The organism is Micromonospora sp. IBHARD004, from assembly GCF_052814115.1.
Genome location: NZ_CP199934.1, coordinates 4,212,606 through 4,227,552, shown reverse-complemented (window position 1 = coordinate 4,227,552; position 14,947 = coordinate 4,212,606). Strand labels below are relative to the sequence as shown.

At 73.4% G+C, this 14,947-nt stretch carries 13 protein-coding genes, 3 pseudogenes and 1 riboswitch; of the genes and pseudogenes, 11 read left to right on the top strand and 5 right to left on the bottom strand.

The window, feature by feature from the left end; translation table 11 throughout:
* Nucleotides 1-19 precede the first annotated feature (19 nt).
* The 4 genes and pseudogenes from ACTWO6_RS20655 to ACTWO6_RS20640 form a co-directional block, all read left to right on the top strand.
* Nucleotides 20-574 carry a dihydrofolate reductase family protein gene (locus ACTWO6_RS20655; RefSeq protein WP_446215460.1) on the top strand — a complete coding sequence of 185 codons (555 nt, stop codon included), beginning with the start codon at nucleotides 20-22 and terminating at the stop codon, nucleotides 572-574.
* A gap of 30 nt (nucleotides 575-604) precedes the next feature.
* Nucleotides 605-790 (top strand): annotated as a pseudogene (locus ACTWO6_RS20650) (alpha/beta hydrolase); the annotation flags it as partial.
* Between the two features lie 85 nt (nucleotides 791-875).
* Nucleotides 876-2,144, top strand: coding sequence for an alpha-hydroxy acid oxidase (locus ACTWO6_RS20645; RefSeq protein ID WP_446215459.1), 1,269 nt, complete (start codon nucleotides 876-878; stop codon nucleotides 2,142-2,144).
* Nucleotides 2,145-2,185: 41 nt separating this feature from the next.
* Nucleotides 2,186-2,417 (top strand): annotated as a pseudogene (locus ACTWO6_RS20640) (PLP-dependent aminotransferase family protein); the annotation flags it as partial.
* Here ACTWO6_RS20640 and ACTWO6_RS20635 read toward each other — a convergent pair.
* Nucleotides 2,395-3,450 (bottom strand): LacI family DNA-binding transcriptional regulator, encoded by a 1,056-nt coding sequence (locus tag ACTWO6_RS20635; protein ID WP_446215458.1) that lies wholly within the window; start codon nucleotides 3,448-3,450, stop codon nucleotides 2,395-2,397. The pseudogene ACTWO6_RS20640 and the gene ACTWO6_RS20635 overlap by 23 nt on opposite strands.
* Before the next feature lie 90 nt (nucleotides 3,451-3,540).
* Entirely contained in the window at nucleotides 3,541-5,355 is a 1,815-nt protein-coding gene (locus ACTWO6_RS20630; RefSeq protein WP_446215457.1) for a GH32 C-terminal domain-containing protein, read from the bottom strand.
* A gap of 51 nt (nucleotides 5,356-5,406) precedes the next feature.
* Between ACTWO6_RS20630 and ACTWO6_RS20625 the strand changes: the two genes are divergently transcribed.
* From ACTWO6_RS20625 to ACTWO6_RS20600, 6 genes are all read left to right on the top strand, one after another.
* Nucleotides 5,407-6,429, top strand: coding sequence for a substrate-binding domain-containing protein (locus tag ACTWO6_RS20625; RefSeq protein WP_446215456.1), 1,023 nt, complete (start codon nucleotides 5,407-5,409; stop codon nucleotides 6,427-6,429).
* A 98-nt stretch (nucleotides 6,430-6,527) separates the two neighbouring features.
* Nucleotides 6,528-7,556: an ABC transporter permease gene (locus ACTWO6_RS20620; protein ID WP_446215455.1), complete on the top strand. Its 1,029-nt coding sequence runs from the start codon at nucleotides 6,528-6,530 to the stop codon at nucleotides 7,554-7,556.
* Nucleotides 7,553-8,398 (top strand): ATP-binding cassette domain-containing protein, encoded by an 846-nt coding sequence (locus ACTWO6_RS20615; RefSeq protein WP_446215454.1) that lies wholly within the window; start codon nucleotides 7,553-7,555, stop codon nucleotides 8,396-8,398. Before ACTWO6_RS20620 ends, ACTWO6_RS20615 begins: the two co-directional genes overlap by 4 nt.
* A gap of 48 nt (nucleotides 8,399-8,446) precedes the next feature.
* Entirely contained in the window at nucleotides 8,447-9,403 is a 957-nt protein-coding gene (locus ACTWO6_RS20610; RefSeq protein WP_446215453.1) for a carbohydrate kinase family protein, read from the top strand.
* Between the two features lie 60 nt (nucleotides 9,404-9,463).
* The gene (locus tag ACTWO6_RS20605) at nucleotides 9,464-9,715 is read left to right on the top strand and encodes a hypothetical protein (RefSeq protein WP_130337177.1); all 252 of its coding nucleotides are present in this window, start codon (nucleotides 9,464-9,466) and stop codon (nucleotides 9,713-9,715) included.
* Between the two features lie 55 nt (nucleotides 9,716-9,770).
* Nucleotides 9,771-11,423 carry a ribulokinase gene (locus ACTWO6_RS20600; RefSeq protein ID WP_446215452.1) on the top strand — a complete coding sequence of 551 codons (1,653 nt, stop codon included), beginning with the start codon at nucleotides 9,771-9,773 and terminating at the stop codon, nucleotides 11,421-11,423.
* A gap of 14 nt (nucleotides 11,424-11,437) precedes the next feature.
* Here the strand turns inward: ACTWO6_RS20600 and ACTWO6_RS20595 are convergent, their stop codons facing one another.
* Both ACTWO6_RS20595 and ACTWO6_RS20590 read right to left on the bottom strand, forming a co-directional pair.
* The gene (locus ACTWO6_RS20595) at nucleotides 11,438-12,061 is read right to left on the bottom strand and encodes a hypothetical protein (protein ID WP_446215451.1); all 624 of its coding nucleotides are present in this window, start codon (nucleotides 12,059-12,061) and stop codon (nucleotides 11,438-11,440) included.
* Nucleotides 12,062-12,239: 178 nt separating this feature from the next.
* Nucleotides 12,240-13,658, bottom strand: a complete 1,419-nt coding sequence (locus ACTWO6_RS20590) for a glycine hydroxymethyltransferase (protein WP_446215450.1) — start codon at nucleotides 13,656-13,658, stop codon at nucleotides 12,240-12,242.
* Nucleotides 13,659-13,676: 18 nt separating this feature from the next.
* A riboswitch (ZMP/ZTP riboswitch) is annotated at nucleotides 13,677-13,766 on the bottom strand.
* Nucleotides 13,767-13,807: 41 nt separating this feature from the next.
* On the opposite strand from ACTWO6_RS20590, the pseudogene ACTWO6_RS20585 reads away from it, so the two are divergent.
* Nucleotides 13,808-14,263, top strand: a pseudogene (locus ACTWO6_RS20585) (metallophosphoesterase); the annotation flags it as partial.
* 129 nt (nucleotides 14,264-14,392) lie between these two features.
* Here ACTWO6_RS20585 and ACTWO6_RS20580 read toward each other — a convergent pair.
* A complete protein-coding gene (locus tag ACTWO6_RS20580) occupies nucleotides 14,393-14,893 on the bottom strand; it encodes a hemerythrin domain-containing protein (RefSeq protein ID WP_446215449.1) in 501 nt (166 codons plus the stop codon).
* Between the last annotated feature and the right edge of the window lie 54 nt (nucleotides 14,894-14,947).

Genomic DNA, 14,947 nt, shown 5'->3' with positions numbered 1-14,947 from the left:
CAAACGGGAAAGGACCGTGATGCGCAGGATCATCGTGTGGATGTCCATCTCCCTCGACGGCTTCATCGAGGGACCGGATCGGGAGCTCGACTGGCACCGGGTCGACGAGGAGCTGCACCGGCACTTCAACGACGAGCTGCGCACCAAGGGAGCCTTTCTGGACGGCCGCCGCACCTACGAGCTCATGGCCGGCTTCTGGCCGACCGCCGACCAGGACCCGGCGGCCAGCGCGCCGACCCGTGAGTTCGCCGCGATCTGGCGGGACATGCCCAAGATCGTCTACTCCCGGACACTGGCGCGTGCCGACTGGAACGCCACGGTCGTCCGGGAGGTCGTCCCGGAGGAGGTCATGGCGCTCAAGGCCCAGCCCGGCGGTGACCTGGTGGTCGGCGGCGCGGACCTCGCGTCCGCCTTCCGGCGCCACGGGCTGGTCGACGAGTACCGGATCTACCTCCACCCGGTCGCCATCGGCCGGGGCAAGCCGCTTTTCCCGCCCTCGGACACGCCGGTCGACCTACGGCTGGTCGAATCCCGGCCGTTCGGCAACGGGGTCGTGCTGCTGCGCTACCGCTGACCGTCACCACTGGCAGCTAGGAGACCCGGCATGGCCCTCGACCCGCAGGTGGTCGCGTATCGGGCCGCGCGCGCGGCCGCCGGCACCGCACCGCTCTACGCCCGGACCCTGGCGGAGGCCCGCGCCGCGGACCTCGCCGGCGGCGGCGCGGTCGAGCCGGTCCATCAGGTACGCGACACGCACGTCCCCGGCCCGGCCGGGCCCCTGCCGGTGCAGGAGCAGGCCGCCGCGTTCCTGCGGCAGCGGTTCGGGCTGGACCCGGTCGCGTCGGCGGCCGGTGCGCCGGACGGTGGGTGCGTCGATGGCTGAGCCGCTGCTGGCCGACGTGCCGCCGGACGGGTCCGGTGTCGGCCGCGGCACCGTCGCGGTCCCGGCACCCGACGGGTCCGCCACGCCGCCCGGGGCTCCGGCCACGGCAGCCGGCACGGATCGGTCCGCCACGGCGGGCGCCACGGCCGACGCGTCGGTGACCGGGGCCGGCGGCGGGTTCGCCGGGCCGGCGAGCCTGGCCGACTTCGCGGGGCTGGCCCGGGCCGCGCTGCCGCCGGAGGTGTGGGACTTCGTCGACGGGGGCAGCGGGATGGAGACCACGCTGACCGCCAACCGGGCCGCGCTGGACCGGGTCGCGGTGCTGCCCCGGGTGCTGACCGGGGTGGACCGGCCGCGGACCGACGCGCCGCTGCTCGGCCGGCCGCAGGCGATGCCGGTGGCGGTCGCGCCGATGGCGTACCAGCGGCTGGTGCATCCGGACGGCGAGCCGGCGTTGGCGGCCGCCGCCCGCGCGGCCGGGGTGCCCTACGTGGCCAGCACGCTGAGCAGCACCCGGATCGAGGAGATCGCCGCGGTCGGCGGGGAGGTCTGGTTCCAGCTCTACTGGCTGCGCGACCGGGGCCTGGTCGCCGACCTGCTGGACCGGGCGCACGCCGCCGGCTGCGCCGCGCTGATGGTCACCGTCGACGTGCCGATCCTCGGCCGGCGGCTGCGCGACGTCCGCAACGGCTTCGCCCTGCCGCCGCACGTCACCGCGGCGAACCTGCCGGGCGGGCGGGACGACCTGGCCCACCAGGGCACCCCCGGGGTCTCCGCGGTCGCGGTGCACACCGGCGCGGTCTTCGCCCCGGCGCTGAGCTGGGCGGACCTGGCCTGGCTGCGCGGCCGTACCCCGCTGCCCCTGCTGGTCAAGGGGATCCTCGACCCCCGCGACGCGGCCCGCGCAGCGGAGACCGGGGCGGACGCCGTGGTCGTCTCCAACCACGGTGGCCGGCAGCTTGACGGCGCGCCGGCCACCGCGACGGCGCTGCCCGAGGTGGTGGCCGCGGTGGGGGAGCGGTGCGAGGTGCTGCTGGACAGCGGCGTGCGCGGCGGTGTGGACGTGCTGCGGGCGTTGGCGCTCGGCGCGACCGGGGTGCTGGTCGGCCGCCCGATGCTCTGGGCGCTCGCGGCGGGTGGCCGGGCCGGTGCCGAGGCGGCCCTGGCGCTGCTCGCCGCCGAGCTGCACGACGCGCTCACCCTGACCGGCTGCGCCGACCCGGCCGCCGCCCGACACCTGCGCACGACGACCGGAGGCTGACCGAGGAGCCGGTGGACCTGGACGTCGGCGGGCTGCACCCGCCCGTCGACGACGCGCTGCTGCACCCGCTCGGCCCGTGAGTACGGCGTGCTCTGGACCTCGATGGCACACTTCTACGACGACGGGGCAACGGTCGACGCGCTGCGGCTTTCGGTCAGCGCGGTGACGCCGGAGCAGATCGACCTGGGCCCGGACCGGCTGGCCGCCCTGATCGACGAACTGCGGACCGCCCGGTCGGCGGGAGCATTCGTCAGTCCTGGTGCGGGCCCCTGATCTCGCCCGAGCCGCGGGGGATCAGCCGGGTCGCCACCAGGTGGGTCCGCGGGCGCCACTGCTCGCCGTCCAGCCGCCAGAAGATCAGCGACGCGGCGACCCGGCCCATCTCGGACGGGTCCTGCGCGACCACCGTGACGGCCGGCTGGAGGAGGTCGGCGAGGGGGAAGTCGTCGAAGCCCACGAGCGCGACGTCGTGCTGCCGGCCGAGCTGCTGGAGGGCCCGGATGGCCCCGATGGTGACGAGGTTCTGCGAGGTGAAGAGCGCGGTGGGCGGGGACTCGGCGGAGAGCAGCCGGCGCACCGCCTCCTCCGACTCCCGCTCGGTGTGCAGGTCGTGGACGGCGGTGGCGGCGGACGGTCGGATGCCGTGGTCGGCGAGGGCCTCCCGGAAACCCTGGAACCGCTGCCGGGCCGTGGGGATCGCCTGCAGATCGCCGAGGTAGGCGATGTCCCGGTGGCCGTGTGCGACGAGGTGGTGGACGGCGGACGCGGCGCCGTCGTGGTTGTCGGCGAGGACGGCGTCGACCGGCAGTCCGACCGGCGGCCGGTCGACGAAGACCACCGGGGTGCCGGCGTTGACCTCGCCGGCCAGGTAGCTCTGGTCGTCGCTGGCGGGCACGACGACCAGGGCGTCGGCCTGCCGCATGGTGAAGGCGTGGATGAGGTCCCGTTCCCGTTCCGGGTTCTCGTCCACGCTGCCGGCGAAGATGAGCACGCCCCGGTCCCGCGCGGCGTCCTCCAAGGCCCGGTGCAGGGCGGCCGAGAACGGGTTGGCCAGGTCCTCCAGGACCGCGGCGATCGCCGCGCTGCGGCCGCTGGACCGCCGGAGGCTGCTCGCGGTGAAGTTGGGCCGGTAGTCGAGCTGGGCGATCGCCCGCTGCACGGCGGCGGTCTTCGGGGCGGAGACCCCCGCCTCGCCGTTGACCACCCGGGAGACGGTCTTCGGGCTCACGCCGGCGAGCAGTGCGACGTCCCGGAGCGTGGGCCGGGCCTTGGCGGCGTTCGACGTAGCGGGGGCGGCAGCGTGCATGGGCGCTCCTACCGGGCGGGGTGCTGCGGTGGCGGTCGGGGGCCACGGCGCACGCCCGTGGCCCCCGACCGATGGTGATCGACGGTCAGGTTATCGCCACACCGACCGCAGCGGCCGGATGGTGAGCGACCGCACCATCACGTCACCGCCCTCGGCGAATAGGCGCGTCTGGTCGCTGGTGGGCGTGGGGAAGATCTGGTCGGTGATGGTGGTCTGTCCCGCCCCGCCGAAGACCTCCACCGAGGAGCGGTCCACGTACACCGTCATCCGGACCCGGTCGCCGTCCACGGAGAGCGGGCCGGAGTGCACGCCGGGGAAGAGCGGACCGACGTCGACCTGGCCGGATCGCGTCCGGTCGACGTAGAGGCGGCGCGCCCCGGCGTCGTACCCGATCACCGTCCGTTCGTCGTCGCCGCCGCGGACCTGGAGGCCGAAGCGGTCGGCGTCGCGGAGTTCGAACTCCGCCTGGATCTCCAGCACGGTGCCGTCCGCCGCCGGGGGCAGGTCGCGCACCCCGGGCCGCACGGTCGCGTCGTGCAGGGTGAACACCTCGCCGTCGCCCCGCAGCGAGGTGAGCTGACCGGTCGGCCGCTGGACCAGGCGCACCTCGCCGTCGATCGTCCGCAGCGCGAACTCCCGGGGCAGCGCCATCGCGCCGCGCCACGGCGCGGTCGGGGCGCTGCCGGCGTACTGCCAGTTGTTCATCCAGCCGACCGCGACGCGCTCGCCGCCGGGGGCGTCGTTGTAGGTGACCGCCGCGTAGTAGTCCTTGCCGTGGTCGAGCCAGTCGTAGCGTTCCAGCTCGCTCTGCGCCGGCCGGTCGGCGAACATGACGTGGTCGACGAGGATGTGCCCCCAGCCGCCGGAGTTGAAGTCGTTGATCTCCAGGTGGGCCCGCCGCCCGGCGAACTCGCGGACGTCCCAGCCCACCCAGTCCAGGCGTTCGCTGTCCTTGCCGGTGGCGGTCCGGACCACCTGGCCGTCGACGACGAGGTTGACCGCGGTCTCCACGGACCGGGGCAGCGCCGGTTCGTCGGTGGCGACGAGGTGGTCGACCAGGAGGTGCCCCCACCCGCCGGTGTTCTCGTCGACGATCCGCAGTTGGGCGGTGCGCCCCCGGAGTTCGGTCACGTCCCAGCTGCGCCAGTTCATGAAGCCGGAGAAGTTGCCGGTGGCGGTCCGCACCACCTGGCCGTCCACCAGCAGCTCGACCACCGTACGGCCGGTGCCGTCGTCCAGGTGGCCACCGGCGCCGACGAGCAGGCTCAGGTGGTTCCGGTCGATGGTGAAGGCGGGCGAGGTCAGGGTGCCCGTGGTCGAGTCGGCCGCGAAGAAGGTGGTGAGCAGCTTGTCGCCGACGTGGCCGCGCTCGGACCGGGCGGGACCGACCACCGGCGCGCGGTCGCGCAGCCCGCCCGTCGCCGCCCACCCCGCCTGCTCGTACGTCTGGCCGTCGGCCAGCTCGAAGTCGATGACCGGCTCGGCCCCGGCGGGCACGAAGTCGGTCGTCGTGCCGCGCAGGTGCGGGTGGGCGCCCCCGCCGACGAGGAGGTTCAGGTAGTCCCGGTCGAGGGTGAAGTCGGGGGAGACCAGCCGCCCCTTCGGCGCGTCGGAGCCGAGGAAGCTGTTGACCAGGGACCGGCCGCGGAACCCGCTGACCTGCTGCTGCCCGGGCACCGTCCCCGGGTACGGGCCGGCGCCGAAGGGCCCGGGTCCCAGCGTCGGGTCGTTCTCGACGGTCCAGCCGGCGTACTCGTGCTCGAAGTCGGCGAGGAGCGTCCCGGCCGGCGGCTCGGGGTCGCCGGTGACGATGTTGTCGGCGGTGAAGCGGGTGCCGTCCCAGTCGCCAACGAAGTACTGCGCGCCGGATCCGCCGGCCACCGCTCCCGGGTTCAGGTTGACCACCAGGACACCCGTCGCGCGGCCCTGCTGGTCGCCGCCGCGGCGGCGACCAGCATGGTCGTCAGCGGGTGCGGCGACAGCTCGGGCGACGGCGCCGGCGACGGTGACAAGAGCGTCGCCGTCTCGCTGATCACCAAGAACTCCACGAACCCGTTCTTCGTGACCATGCAGCAGGGCGCGAAGAAGGCCGCCGAGGCGGAGGGCGTGAAGCTGACCATCGCCGCCGGCAAGGAGGACGGCGACGAGGCCGGCCAGGTGCAGGCCATCGAGGACGCGATCGCCCGCGGCGACGAGGGCATCCTGATCACCCCGAACGGCCCCGGCGTCAACCCCGCCATCAAGAAGGCCCGCGACGCCGGGCTCTACGTCATCGCGCTGGACACCCCGCCCGACCCGGCGAACACCGTGGACATCACCTTCGCCACCGACAACTTCAAGGCCGGTGAGCTGATCGGCAAGTGGACGGCGACCCAGCTCGCCGGCAAGCCGGCGACCATCGCCCTGCTGGACCTCTTCAACGACAAGATCGTCTCCGTCGACTACAACCGCGACCAGGGCTTCCTGACCGGCATGGGCATCGACACCGCCGACAAGAAGAAGAACGGCGACGAGGCGAAGACCGGCAGCTACTCCGGCGGCAGCTACACCATCGCCTGCAACGAGCCGACCAACGGCGCCGAGGACGGCGGCCGGACGGCGATGGAGAACTGCCTGACCAAGAACCCCGACATCAACGTCGTCTACACCATCAACGAGCCGGCCGCCGTCGGCGCGCACAAGGCGCTGCAGGCGGCGGGGAAGACCCAGGGCGTCCTGGTCGTCTCCGTCGACGGCGGGTGCGACGGCGTACAGCAGGTCAAGGACGGCGTCATCGGCGCCACCTCGCAGCAGTACCCGCTGAAGATGGCCGAGCTGGGCGTGCAGGCGATCAAGAAGATCGCGAATGACGGGGAGAAGCCCAAGGTCTCCGAGGGCCTCGACTTCTTCGACACCGGCGTCACCCTGGTCGCCGACAAGGCCGCCACCGGGGTCGAGAGCATCACCAGCGCCGACGGCGCCCAGCGCTGCTGGGGCTGAGCCACCGCCGCCACGGTCGAGGGCCGGAGGCATCCTCCGCCCCGCGCCCTCGACCGGACAGTTCGTTAGCCACCGCCGACATCGGCAGGGAGCCCGCCGTGACCACCACGACACCACCGACCACCGCCGCGCAGCAGTTCGCCCTGCGCCGGCAATCGCCACTGCAACGCGTCCAGCACCTGCTGCACGCGCACCCCGCGATCAGCCCGTTCCTCGTGCTGGTCATCTCGTTCGTCGTCTTCTCCACCCTCAACCCGCGCTTCGCCTCGCCGAACTCGCTGTCGCTCGTCCTGCAGCAGGTGGCGGTCATCGGCGCGCTCGCCGTCGGGCAGACACTGATCATCATGACCGCCGGCATCGACCTGTCGGTCGGCGCCATCGCCATCCTGGCCATGATGCTCGCGGCCAAGCTGGCCGAGGGCCAGGGGCTGCCGGGAGCCCTCGCCATCGCGCTGGCCATCGCCGTCGGCGCCGCCGCGGGCGCGCTCAACGGCGCGCTGGTGACCCGGCTCAAGCTGCCGCCCTTCATCGTCACCCTCGGCACGCTCAGCGTCTTCACCGCCCTCGGGCTCCTCTACTCCGAGGGCCGGAGCGTCCAGGCCACCGACCTGCCCGCGGTGCTCAGCTGGACCGGCGAGTCCTTCCCGGTGGGCCGGTTCCGGATCACCGTGGGCGTGGTCGCCGTCGTCCTGCTCTACCTCGCGGTGGGCTTCGCCCTGGCCAAGACCGCCTGGGGCAGGCACGTCTACGCGGTCGGTGACGACAAGGAGGCCGCCCGGCTCGCCGGCATCCGGGTCGACCGGGTCCTGCTGAGCGTGTACGTCGTCGCCGGCGCGATCTACGGCATCACCGCCTGGATCCTGATCGGACGCGCCGGCGCGGCCAGCCCGAACGCCATCACCGACGCCAACCTGGAGAGCATCACCGCCGTCGTCATCGGCGGCACCAGCCTCTTCGGCGGCCGCGGCGCGGTGCTCGGCACCCTGCTCGGCGCGCTGATCGTCGGCTTCTTCCGCAGCGGCCTCTCCCTCGCCGGGGTCGACGACCAGTACCGCGTACTCGCCGTCGGCCTGCTGGTGATCCTCGCCGTGGCCGTGGACCAGTGGATCAGGAAGGTGAGGTCATGACCGCCACCAGCACGCAGACCCCCGCCGCCGGCCGGTCCGGCGCGGCGGAGAGCGGGCAGCGCTCGCCGGTGCTCTCGGCCCGCGGCCTGGTCAAGACGTTCGGCAAGGTCGTCGGGCTCGACGGGGTGGATCTCGACCTGTACCCGGGCGAGGTGCTCGCCGTCATCGGGGACAACGGCGCCGGGAAGTCCACGCTGATCAAGTGCCTGACCGGCGCGCTGGCGCCGGACGCCGGGGAGCTCTTCCTGGAGGGCAGGCCGGCGCAGTTCAAGCGGCCGCAGGACGCCCGGGACGCCGGTATCGAGACCGTCTACCAGACGTTGGCCGTGGCGCCGGCGTTGGACATCGCGAGCAACCTCTTCCTGGGCCGGGAGAAGCGCCGGCGCGGCGTGCTCGGTTCGGTGTTCCGGATGCTCGACCAGAAGGGCATGCGCCGGGAGGCCGCGCAGGCCCTCTCCGACCTCGGCATCGGCACACTGCAGAACGTGGGGCAGGCGGTCGAGACGCTCTCCGGCGGACAGCGCCAGGCCGTGTCGGTCGCCCGGGCCGCGGCCTTCGGCAGCAAGGTCATCGTGCTCGACGAGCCCACCGCCGCGCTCGGCGTCAAGGAGTCCAACCAGGTGCTCCGGATGATCGAGGAGGTCCGGTCACGCGGACTGCCGGTGATCCTGATCAGCCACAACATGCCGCACGTGTTCGAGGTCGCCGACCGCATCCACATCCAGCGGCTGGGCCGCTGTGCGGGCGTGGTGACGCCGGCGTCGCACACGATGCCGGAGGCGGTGGCCGTCATGACCGGCGCGACCACCCTCGAGGAGACCCCAGGCCGGACGGCGGGCTGAGCCCGTCGTGGACGTGACCGGGCGATCCAGGCCCGGGAGAGGAAGACTGTGATCACGGTTGTCGGCGAGAGCCTGGTGGATCTGATCGAGGATCCGTCGGGCGGGGCGGTCGCCCACCCGGGGGGCAGCCCGGCGAACGTCGCCGTGGCGCTCGCCCGCCTCGGTCAGCCCACCACCCTGCTCACCCAGCTCGGTGACGACGCGCACGGGCGGCTGCTCCGCGCCCACCTGGCCGGCAGCGGCGTACGGCTCGATCCGGCGTCGGTGCCGGACCTGCCGCATACGAGCGTGGCCCGGACCCGGGTGGGCGTGGACGGACAGGCCCGGTACGACTTCGACATCGCCTGGCGGTCCTTTCCAGACCGGGCGCTGGCAGGTGTCGGGTCGGGGAGCCGGTGCCTGCACACCGGCTCGCTCGCCACGGTGCTCGAACCGGGCGCCGGTGACGTGCTGGCCCTGGTCCGGGACCGCCGGGCGACCACGATGATCAGCTACGACCCGAACTGCCGCCCCGCCCTGATGGGCGACCGGACCACGGCCCGGCACCGGGTCGAGGAGCTGGTGGCGGTCAGCGACGTCGTCAAGGTCAGCCTGGAGGACCTGGCCTGGCTCCACCCGGGCCGTGGGTACGAGGAGCTGGGGCGGGCGTGGCTGGAGCTGGGCGCCGTCCTCGTGGTGGTCACCCGCGGCGACGGCGGGGCCTGGGCGGTCAACCGCGGCGGTGCCGTGCAGGTGGACGCCCGACCGGTGCGGGTGGTGGACACCGTCGGCGCCGGTGACGCGTTCACGGCCGGGCTGCTGGCCGCGCTGAGCGAGCGGGACCTGCTCGGCGCCGCGCGGCGGACGGCGCTCGGCGACGTCGGCCGGGACACGCTCGCCGCCGTCCTGGCGGAGGCGGCCCACGTCGCCGCCCGCACCTGTGCCCGGCGGGGGGCGGATCCACCCACCCGGGCCGAGCTGGCCGTCGACCGGCCCGCGGTGGTGGGATCCGGCGGCGGCGCCTGATCCCGCCCGGGCGCCCGGGCCACGATTTCCCGGCGCGCGCCGACCCACCATACTGGACCGATGGTTGCCTGGGAGTACGCGTTGCTGGTCCGTCGCTATCAGGGGCAGGGCCGCAACTTCCACGTCTCGTTCGTCTGGTACGGCCCCGACGGCTCACGCACCGACATCACCGCGTACGGCGACACCGCGATCGCGCACCTCAACCGCGCCGGCCGGGAGGGCTGGGAGCTGGTCTCCGCCGGCGAGGACGTCAACAACGTGCAGGGCAGCACCGAGGTGCACCGCTACCACCTGAAGCGCCCGCTCGCCTGACCCGTTACCGTCTTCTCCCACCGCCGCGGAGCCGACGGTGGTGGGAGGAGGAACGGTGGGCCGGTACGTCGTCGGCGTGGACTTCGGCACGCTCTCCGGCCGGGCGGTGGTGGTCGACGTGGCCGACGGCGCCGAGCGGGGTAGTGCAGTGCACGCGTACCGGCGCGGGGTGCTCACCGACCGGCTGCCGGACGGGTCGGCGCTGCCCCCGGACTGGGCGCTGCAGGACCCGGAAGACCACCGCGAGGTGCTGCGGACGGCCGTGCCCGCCGCCGTCCGCGCGGCCGGCATCGACCCGGCCGAGGTGATCGGCATCGGGCTGGACGCCACCTCCTGCACGGTGCTGCCCACCCTGGCCGACGGCACCCCGCTCGCCGAGCTCGCCGAGCTGCGCGACCGGCCGCACGCCTGGCCGAAGCTCTGGAAGCACCACGCCGCGCAACGGCAGGCCGACCGGATCAACGCCCTCGCCGCCGAGCGCGCCGAACCCTGGCTGGCCCGCTACGGCGGTCGGGTCTCCGCCGAGTGGCAGCTCGCCAAGGCGCTGGAGGTGCTGGAGGACGACCCGGCGGTCTTCCGCCGCGCGGAGCGCTGGATCGAGACGGCCGACTGGCTGGTCTGGCAGCTCTGCGGCCGCCCGACCCGCAACGTCTCCGCCGCCGGCTTCAAAGGGCTGCGCCAGGACGGCCGCTACCCGGGCGCCGGGTTCCTCGCCGCACTCCATCCCGAGCTGCCCGACCTGCTGCCGAAGGTCGACGGGCCGCTGGTGGAGCCCGGTGCCCGGGCCGGCGCACTGACGGCCGAGGCGGCCCGGTGGACCGGCCTGCCGGCCGGCGTCGCGGTGGCCGCCGGCGCGATCGACGCGCACGTCACCGCCGCCGCGGCGCGTTCGGTCGAGCCGGGCCGGATGCTCGCCGTCCTCGGCACCTCCACCTGCCTGATCATGAATGCGGACGCCTGCCACGACGTGCCCGGGGTCTGCGGCGTCGTCGCGGGCGGGGTCACCGCCCGCGGCTGGGGCTACGAGGCCGGGCAGAGCGGCGTGGGTGACATCTTCGCCTGGTACGTCGAGCGGGCCCTGCCCGCGTCGTACGCGGACGAGGCGCGGCGGCGCGGCATCTCCCCGTACGAGCTGCTGGACGCCCTCGCCGCCGACCAGCCGGTCGGCGGGCACGGGCTGCTGGCGCTGGACTGGCACAGCGGCAACCGCTCGGTCCTGATGGACCACGAGCTGAGCGGCGTGCTGGTCGGGCTGACCCTGGCCACCCGGCCGGAGGAGATCTGGCGGGCGCTGCTGGAGGCCACCGCGTTCGGCGCGCGGACGGTCGTCGAGGCGTTCACCGCGGCCGGGGTGCCGGTGGACGAGGTGACCGCCGCCGGTGGGCTCACCGCAAACCGGCTCCTGCTGCGGATCTACGCCGACGTGCTGCGCCGGCCGCTGCACGTGCTCGACGCCGCGCACCCGGCCGCCCTCGGCGCGGCGATCCACGCGGCGGTGGCCGCCGGGGCGTACCCGGACGTGGAGGCGGCCTCGGCGGCGATGGGCGCGCGGCACCGCGAGACCTGGCACCCCGACCCGGCCCGCGCCGCCGCCTACGACGACCTCTACGCCGAGTACCGCGACCTGCACGACCACTTCGGCCGGGGAGGAACCGACGTCCTGCACCGCCTCCGCACCCTCCGCAACCGCGCCCGGCACCCCCGCTGACCCACCCGGCGGGTTCAGGCCGATGTCTGGGTGAGGAGGTCCTTGTGCTGGCGCCATAGCCAGCGCAGGTACTCCTGTAGTTCCTCGAGCGTGGCAAGCCACTGGTTGTTCATGTACGTGAGGATGCGTTCCGCTTCGCCGGGGAGCAGGTCGTAGGCGGTCGCTTGCGTTTCCGGGATGGCGGTGTCGGGAGAGACAGTGACCGGGTCCGGCACGAGGGGGATGCGGACCCCGCCCTGGCTGAGCGCTTTGAGGACGGTGAGGTAGACGCGGGGCAGGTGGTATGAGGAGACGGTGAGCGCGAGGCTCGTGATGCCGAGGTCTTCGACCTGGTCGACAATCCATGCGGCTTGTAGGCCGGTGTTGGGGGCCGGCTCGGCCTGGAGGTGCACCCCGGAAAGGCGGCGGAGGCCGAGGCTGCGCAGGTAGGCAGGCGTGATCTCGATGTACGTGTCTTCCGCCGGGTTGCCATTTGCCACCAGCAGGTAGCTGATGTGTCGGTTGGCCTCCCAACGACGGATCGCATGGGTGAGACGCCACTCCTCGCCCTGGCCGGTGGGTACGACGAGTGCGTCGACGTGGTCAGCGGCTGACTGAGGCAGGGCCAGGATCACCATGAACGCCTTCATCACGTCCATGAGCTGGCCGGCTGTGAGGGCAGCGAGATCTTCTACCCGCGCGACCCGAGGGGTGGGCCTGTTCCGATATACCGGATGCACTGCTCTCGAATCCGATCTTGTATCGGGTGACTGGCGTCATGGAGATGGGACGCCCCGCCCGGCCGGAGGCAGGGCGGGGCGTCGAGGGAGCCGCGGGTCAGCCGAGGTCGACGGCGGGGTAGAGGGGGAAGCCGGCCAACAGCTCGCTGGCCTGCTTGCTGACCTTGTCGGCCAGCGCCGGGTCGAGGACGTACTTGGCCTTGGACTCGCCCGACGTGGTCTGGCTGAGCACGGTGTGGATCAGCTCGGCGGTCTGGTCCATCTCCGCGGTGCCGAGACCGCGGCTGGTCAGCGCCGGGGTGCCGATCCGGATGCCCGAGGTGTACCAGGCGCCGTTCGGGTCCTGCGGGACCGCGTTGCGGTTGGTGACGATGCCCGAGTCGAGCAGCGCCTGCTCGGCCTGCCGGCCGGTGAGGCCGTAACCGGTGACGTCGATGAGCACCAGGTGGTTGTCGGTGCCGCCCGTGACCAGCTTCGCGCTCCGGCGCGTGAGCCCCTCGGCGAGCGCCTGGGCGTTGTCGACGATCCGCTGGGCGTAGCCGGCGAAGTCGGGGCGGCGGGCCTCGGCCAGGGCGACCGCCTTGGCGGCCATCACGTGCGGCAGCGGGCCGCCGAGCACCATCGGGCAGCCCCGGTCGACCTGGTCGGCCAGCTCCGGCCCGCAGAGCACCATGCCGCCGCGCGGGCCGCGCAGCGACTTGTGGGTGGTGGTGGTGACGATGTGCGCGTGCGGCACCGGGTCGAAGTCGCCGGTGAAGACCTTGCCGGCGACCAGGCCGGCGAAGTGCGCCATGTCGACCATGAAGGTCGCGCCCACGGAGTCGGCGATCTCCCGCATGATCCGGAAGTTGACCTTCCGCGGGTACGCCGAGTAGCCGGCCACCAGGATCAGCGGCTTGAACTCGCGGGCCGCCTCGGCGACCTTGTCGTAGTCGATCAGGCCGGTCGCCGGGTCGGTGCCGTAGCTGCGCTGGTCGAACATCTTGCCGGAGATGTTCGGCCGGAAGCCGTGGGTGAGGTGACCGCCGGCGTCCAGCGACATGCCCAGCATCCGCTGGTTGCCCAGCTCGCGGCGCAGCGCGAACCAGTCCGCCTCGGTGAGGTCGTTGACCTGGCGTACCTGGGCCTTCTTCAGCGCGAGGGACTCGACCCGGTCGGCCAGGATCGCCCAGAACGCGACCAGGTTCGCGTCGATGCCGGAGTGCGGCTGCACGTACGCGTGGGCGGCGCCGAACAGCTCCCGGGCGTGCTCGGCGGCGAGCGCCTCGACGGTGTCGACGTTCTGGCAGCCGGCGTAGAAGCGACGGCCGACGGTGCCCTCGGCGTACTTGTCGCTGAACCAGTTGCCCATGGCCAGCAGGGTGGCCGGGGAGGCGTAGTTCTCGCTCGCGATGAGCTTCAGGGACTCGCGCTGGTCGGCCAGCTCCGCCCCGATGGCGTCGGCGACCCGCGGCTCCACGGCGCGGATCACCTCGAGCGCGCTGCGGAAGGCGGTGGATTCGGCGTTCAGCGACATGCGACCTCCTGGTGACGTGCGGAAGGCCCAGGCGCTCGGCATGCGTCCTCATGACGGGACCGCTTCCCGATGGTTCTCCATCCCCACGCGCCAGTCACGGCCCGCGCCGATCCTACCGGGTCGACCCCGGCCTGCTCTCGTAGGATCGGCTGGTGGGGGCGGACGACGGAGCGCTGCTCGCCATCAGCGACCTGCACGTCGGGCACGCCGACAACCGCGCGATCGTCGAGGCGCTGCGCCCGGAGTCGCGCCGGTGCTGGCTGCTGGTGGCCGGCGACGTCGGCGACACCGTGGCCCAGGTGGAGTGGGCGCTCGACCTGCTCAGCCGGCGCTTCGCCACGGTGGTCTGGGCCCCGGGCAACCACGAGCTCTGGACGCCGCCGGCCGACCCGGTCCAGCTCCGCGGCGTCGCGCGCTACCGCCACCTGGTCGACCTCTGCCGCCGGCTCGGCGTGTTCACCCCGGAGGACCCGTACCCGGTGTGGCGCGGTCCGGGCGGGCCCGCGCTGGTGGCGCCCCACTTCCTGCTCTACGACCACAGCTGGCGTCCGGACGGCCTGGACACCCCGGAGGCGGCGCTGGCCGAGGCGTACCGGACCGGGATGGGCGGCAGCGGTCGGCGCAGGCGGGGGTTCTGCGACGCATCCTGCCCGCCCCGGAGGGGACCCCGCCGACCGCCTGGTGACACACGTCGGGGCCCGACCGGCGGCCGGGCCCCGGGGGAGTCGCGGGGGTTAGGCGGTGGCGGCGTCGACCTGGCTCTTGCGGGCCTTCGGGTCGTCGAGGGTGCGCGGGGCGGCCTTGCGCATCGCGATCATCCGCTCGCCGATCTCCTGGAGCTGGTTGCGGCCGAGCGCCTCCCGCACCTTCGGGAACCACTCCTGCTCCTCCTCCTCGACGTGGTGCTCGACGTTCTCGATCAGCACCGTGGTCTTGGCGACGAAGCGCTCGTCGGAGGCGTCCATGGCGGCCAGTTCCGCGCAGAGCAGGTCCGCCACGTGGTGCTCCTCGTACGACTCGAGGATGTCGTCCTCGAGGTCCGGCAGGAGCTTGCGGACCTCTGGGTACATCACCTCGTTCTCCAGGTAGGTGTGCACGGTCAGGGCCTCCAGGATCTGGTTGACCAGCTCCTGGCGCCGGCTGGCCGGGCCCTCTTCGGCCTTCTGGAACTCCCGGAAGAGGCGGCGCATCTCCTTGTGGTCCTCTTTGAGCAGCACGATGGCGTCGGTGGACACCGGTACCTCCTAGGGGGTTGGGCTGATGGCTGATCCCCTACCCCCGACGTGAGC

What these genes read in the sequence shown, in the direction of transcription:
- ACTWO6_RS20645 (WP_446215459.1), top strand. Translation starts at nt 876, where the DNA reads ATGGCTGAGCCGCTGCTGGCCGACGTGCCGCCGGACGGGTCCGGTGTC.
- ACTWO6_RS20625 (WP_446215456.1), top strand. Translation starts at nt 5,407, where the DNA reads ATGGTCGTCAGCGGGTGCGGCGACAGCTCGGGCGACGGCGCCGGCGAC.
- ACTWO6_RS20655 (WP_446215460.1), top strand. Translation starts at nt 20, where the DNA reads ATGCGCAGGATCATCGTGTGGATGTCCATCTCCCTCGACGGCTTCATC.
- ACTWO6_RS20605 (WP_130337177.1), top strand. Translation starts at nt 9,464, where the DNA reads ATGGTTGCCTGGGAGTACGCGTTGCTGGTCCGTCGCTATCAGGGGCAG.
- ACTWO6_RS20615 (WP_446215454.1), top strand. Translation starts at nt 7,553, where the DNA reads ATGACCGCCACCAGCACGCAGACCCCCGCCGCCGGCCGGTCCGGCGCG.
- ACTWO6_RS20595 (WP_446215451.1), bottom strand. Translation starts at nt 12,061, where the DNA reads ATGGACGTGATGAAGGCGTTCATGGTGATCCTGGCCCTGCCTCAGTCA.
- ACTWO6_RS20590 (WP_446215450.1), bottom strand. Translation starts at nt 13,658, where the DNA reads ATGTCGCTGAACGCCGAATCCACCGCCTTCCGCAGCGCGCTCGAGGTG.
- ACTWO6_RS20635 (WP_446215458.1), bottom strand. Translation starts at nt 3,450, where the DNA reads ATGCACGCTGCCGCCCCCGCTACGTCGAACGCCGCCAAGGCCCGGCCC.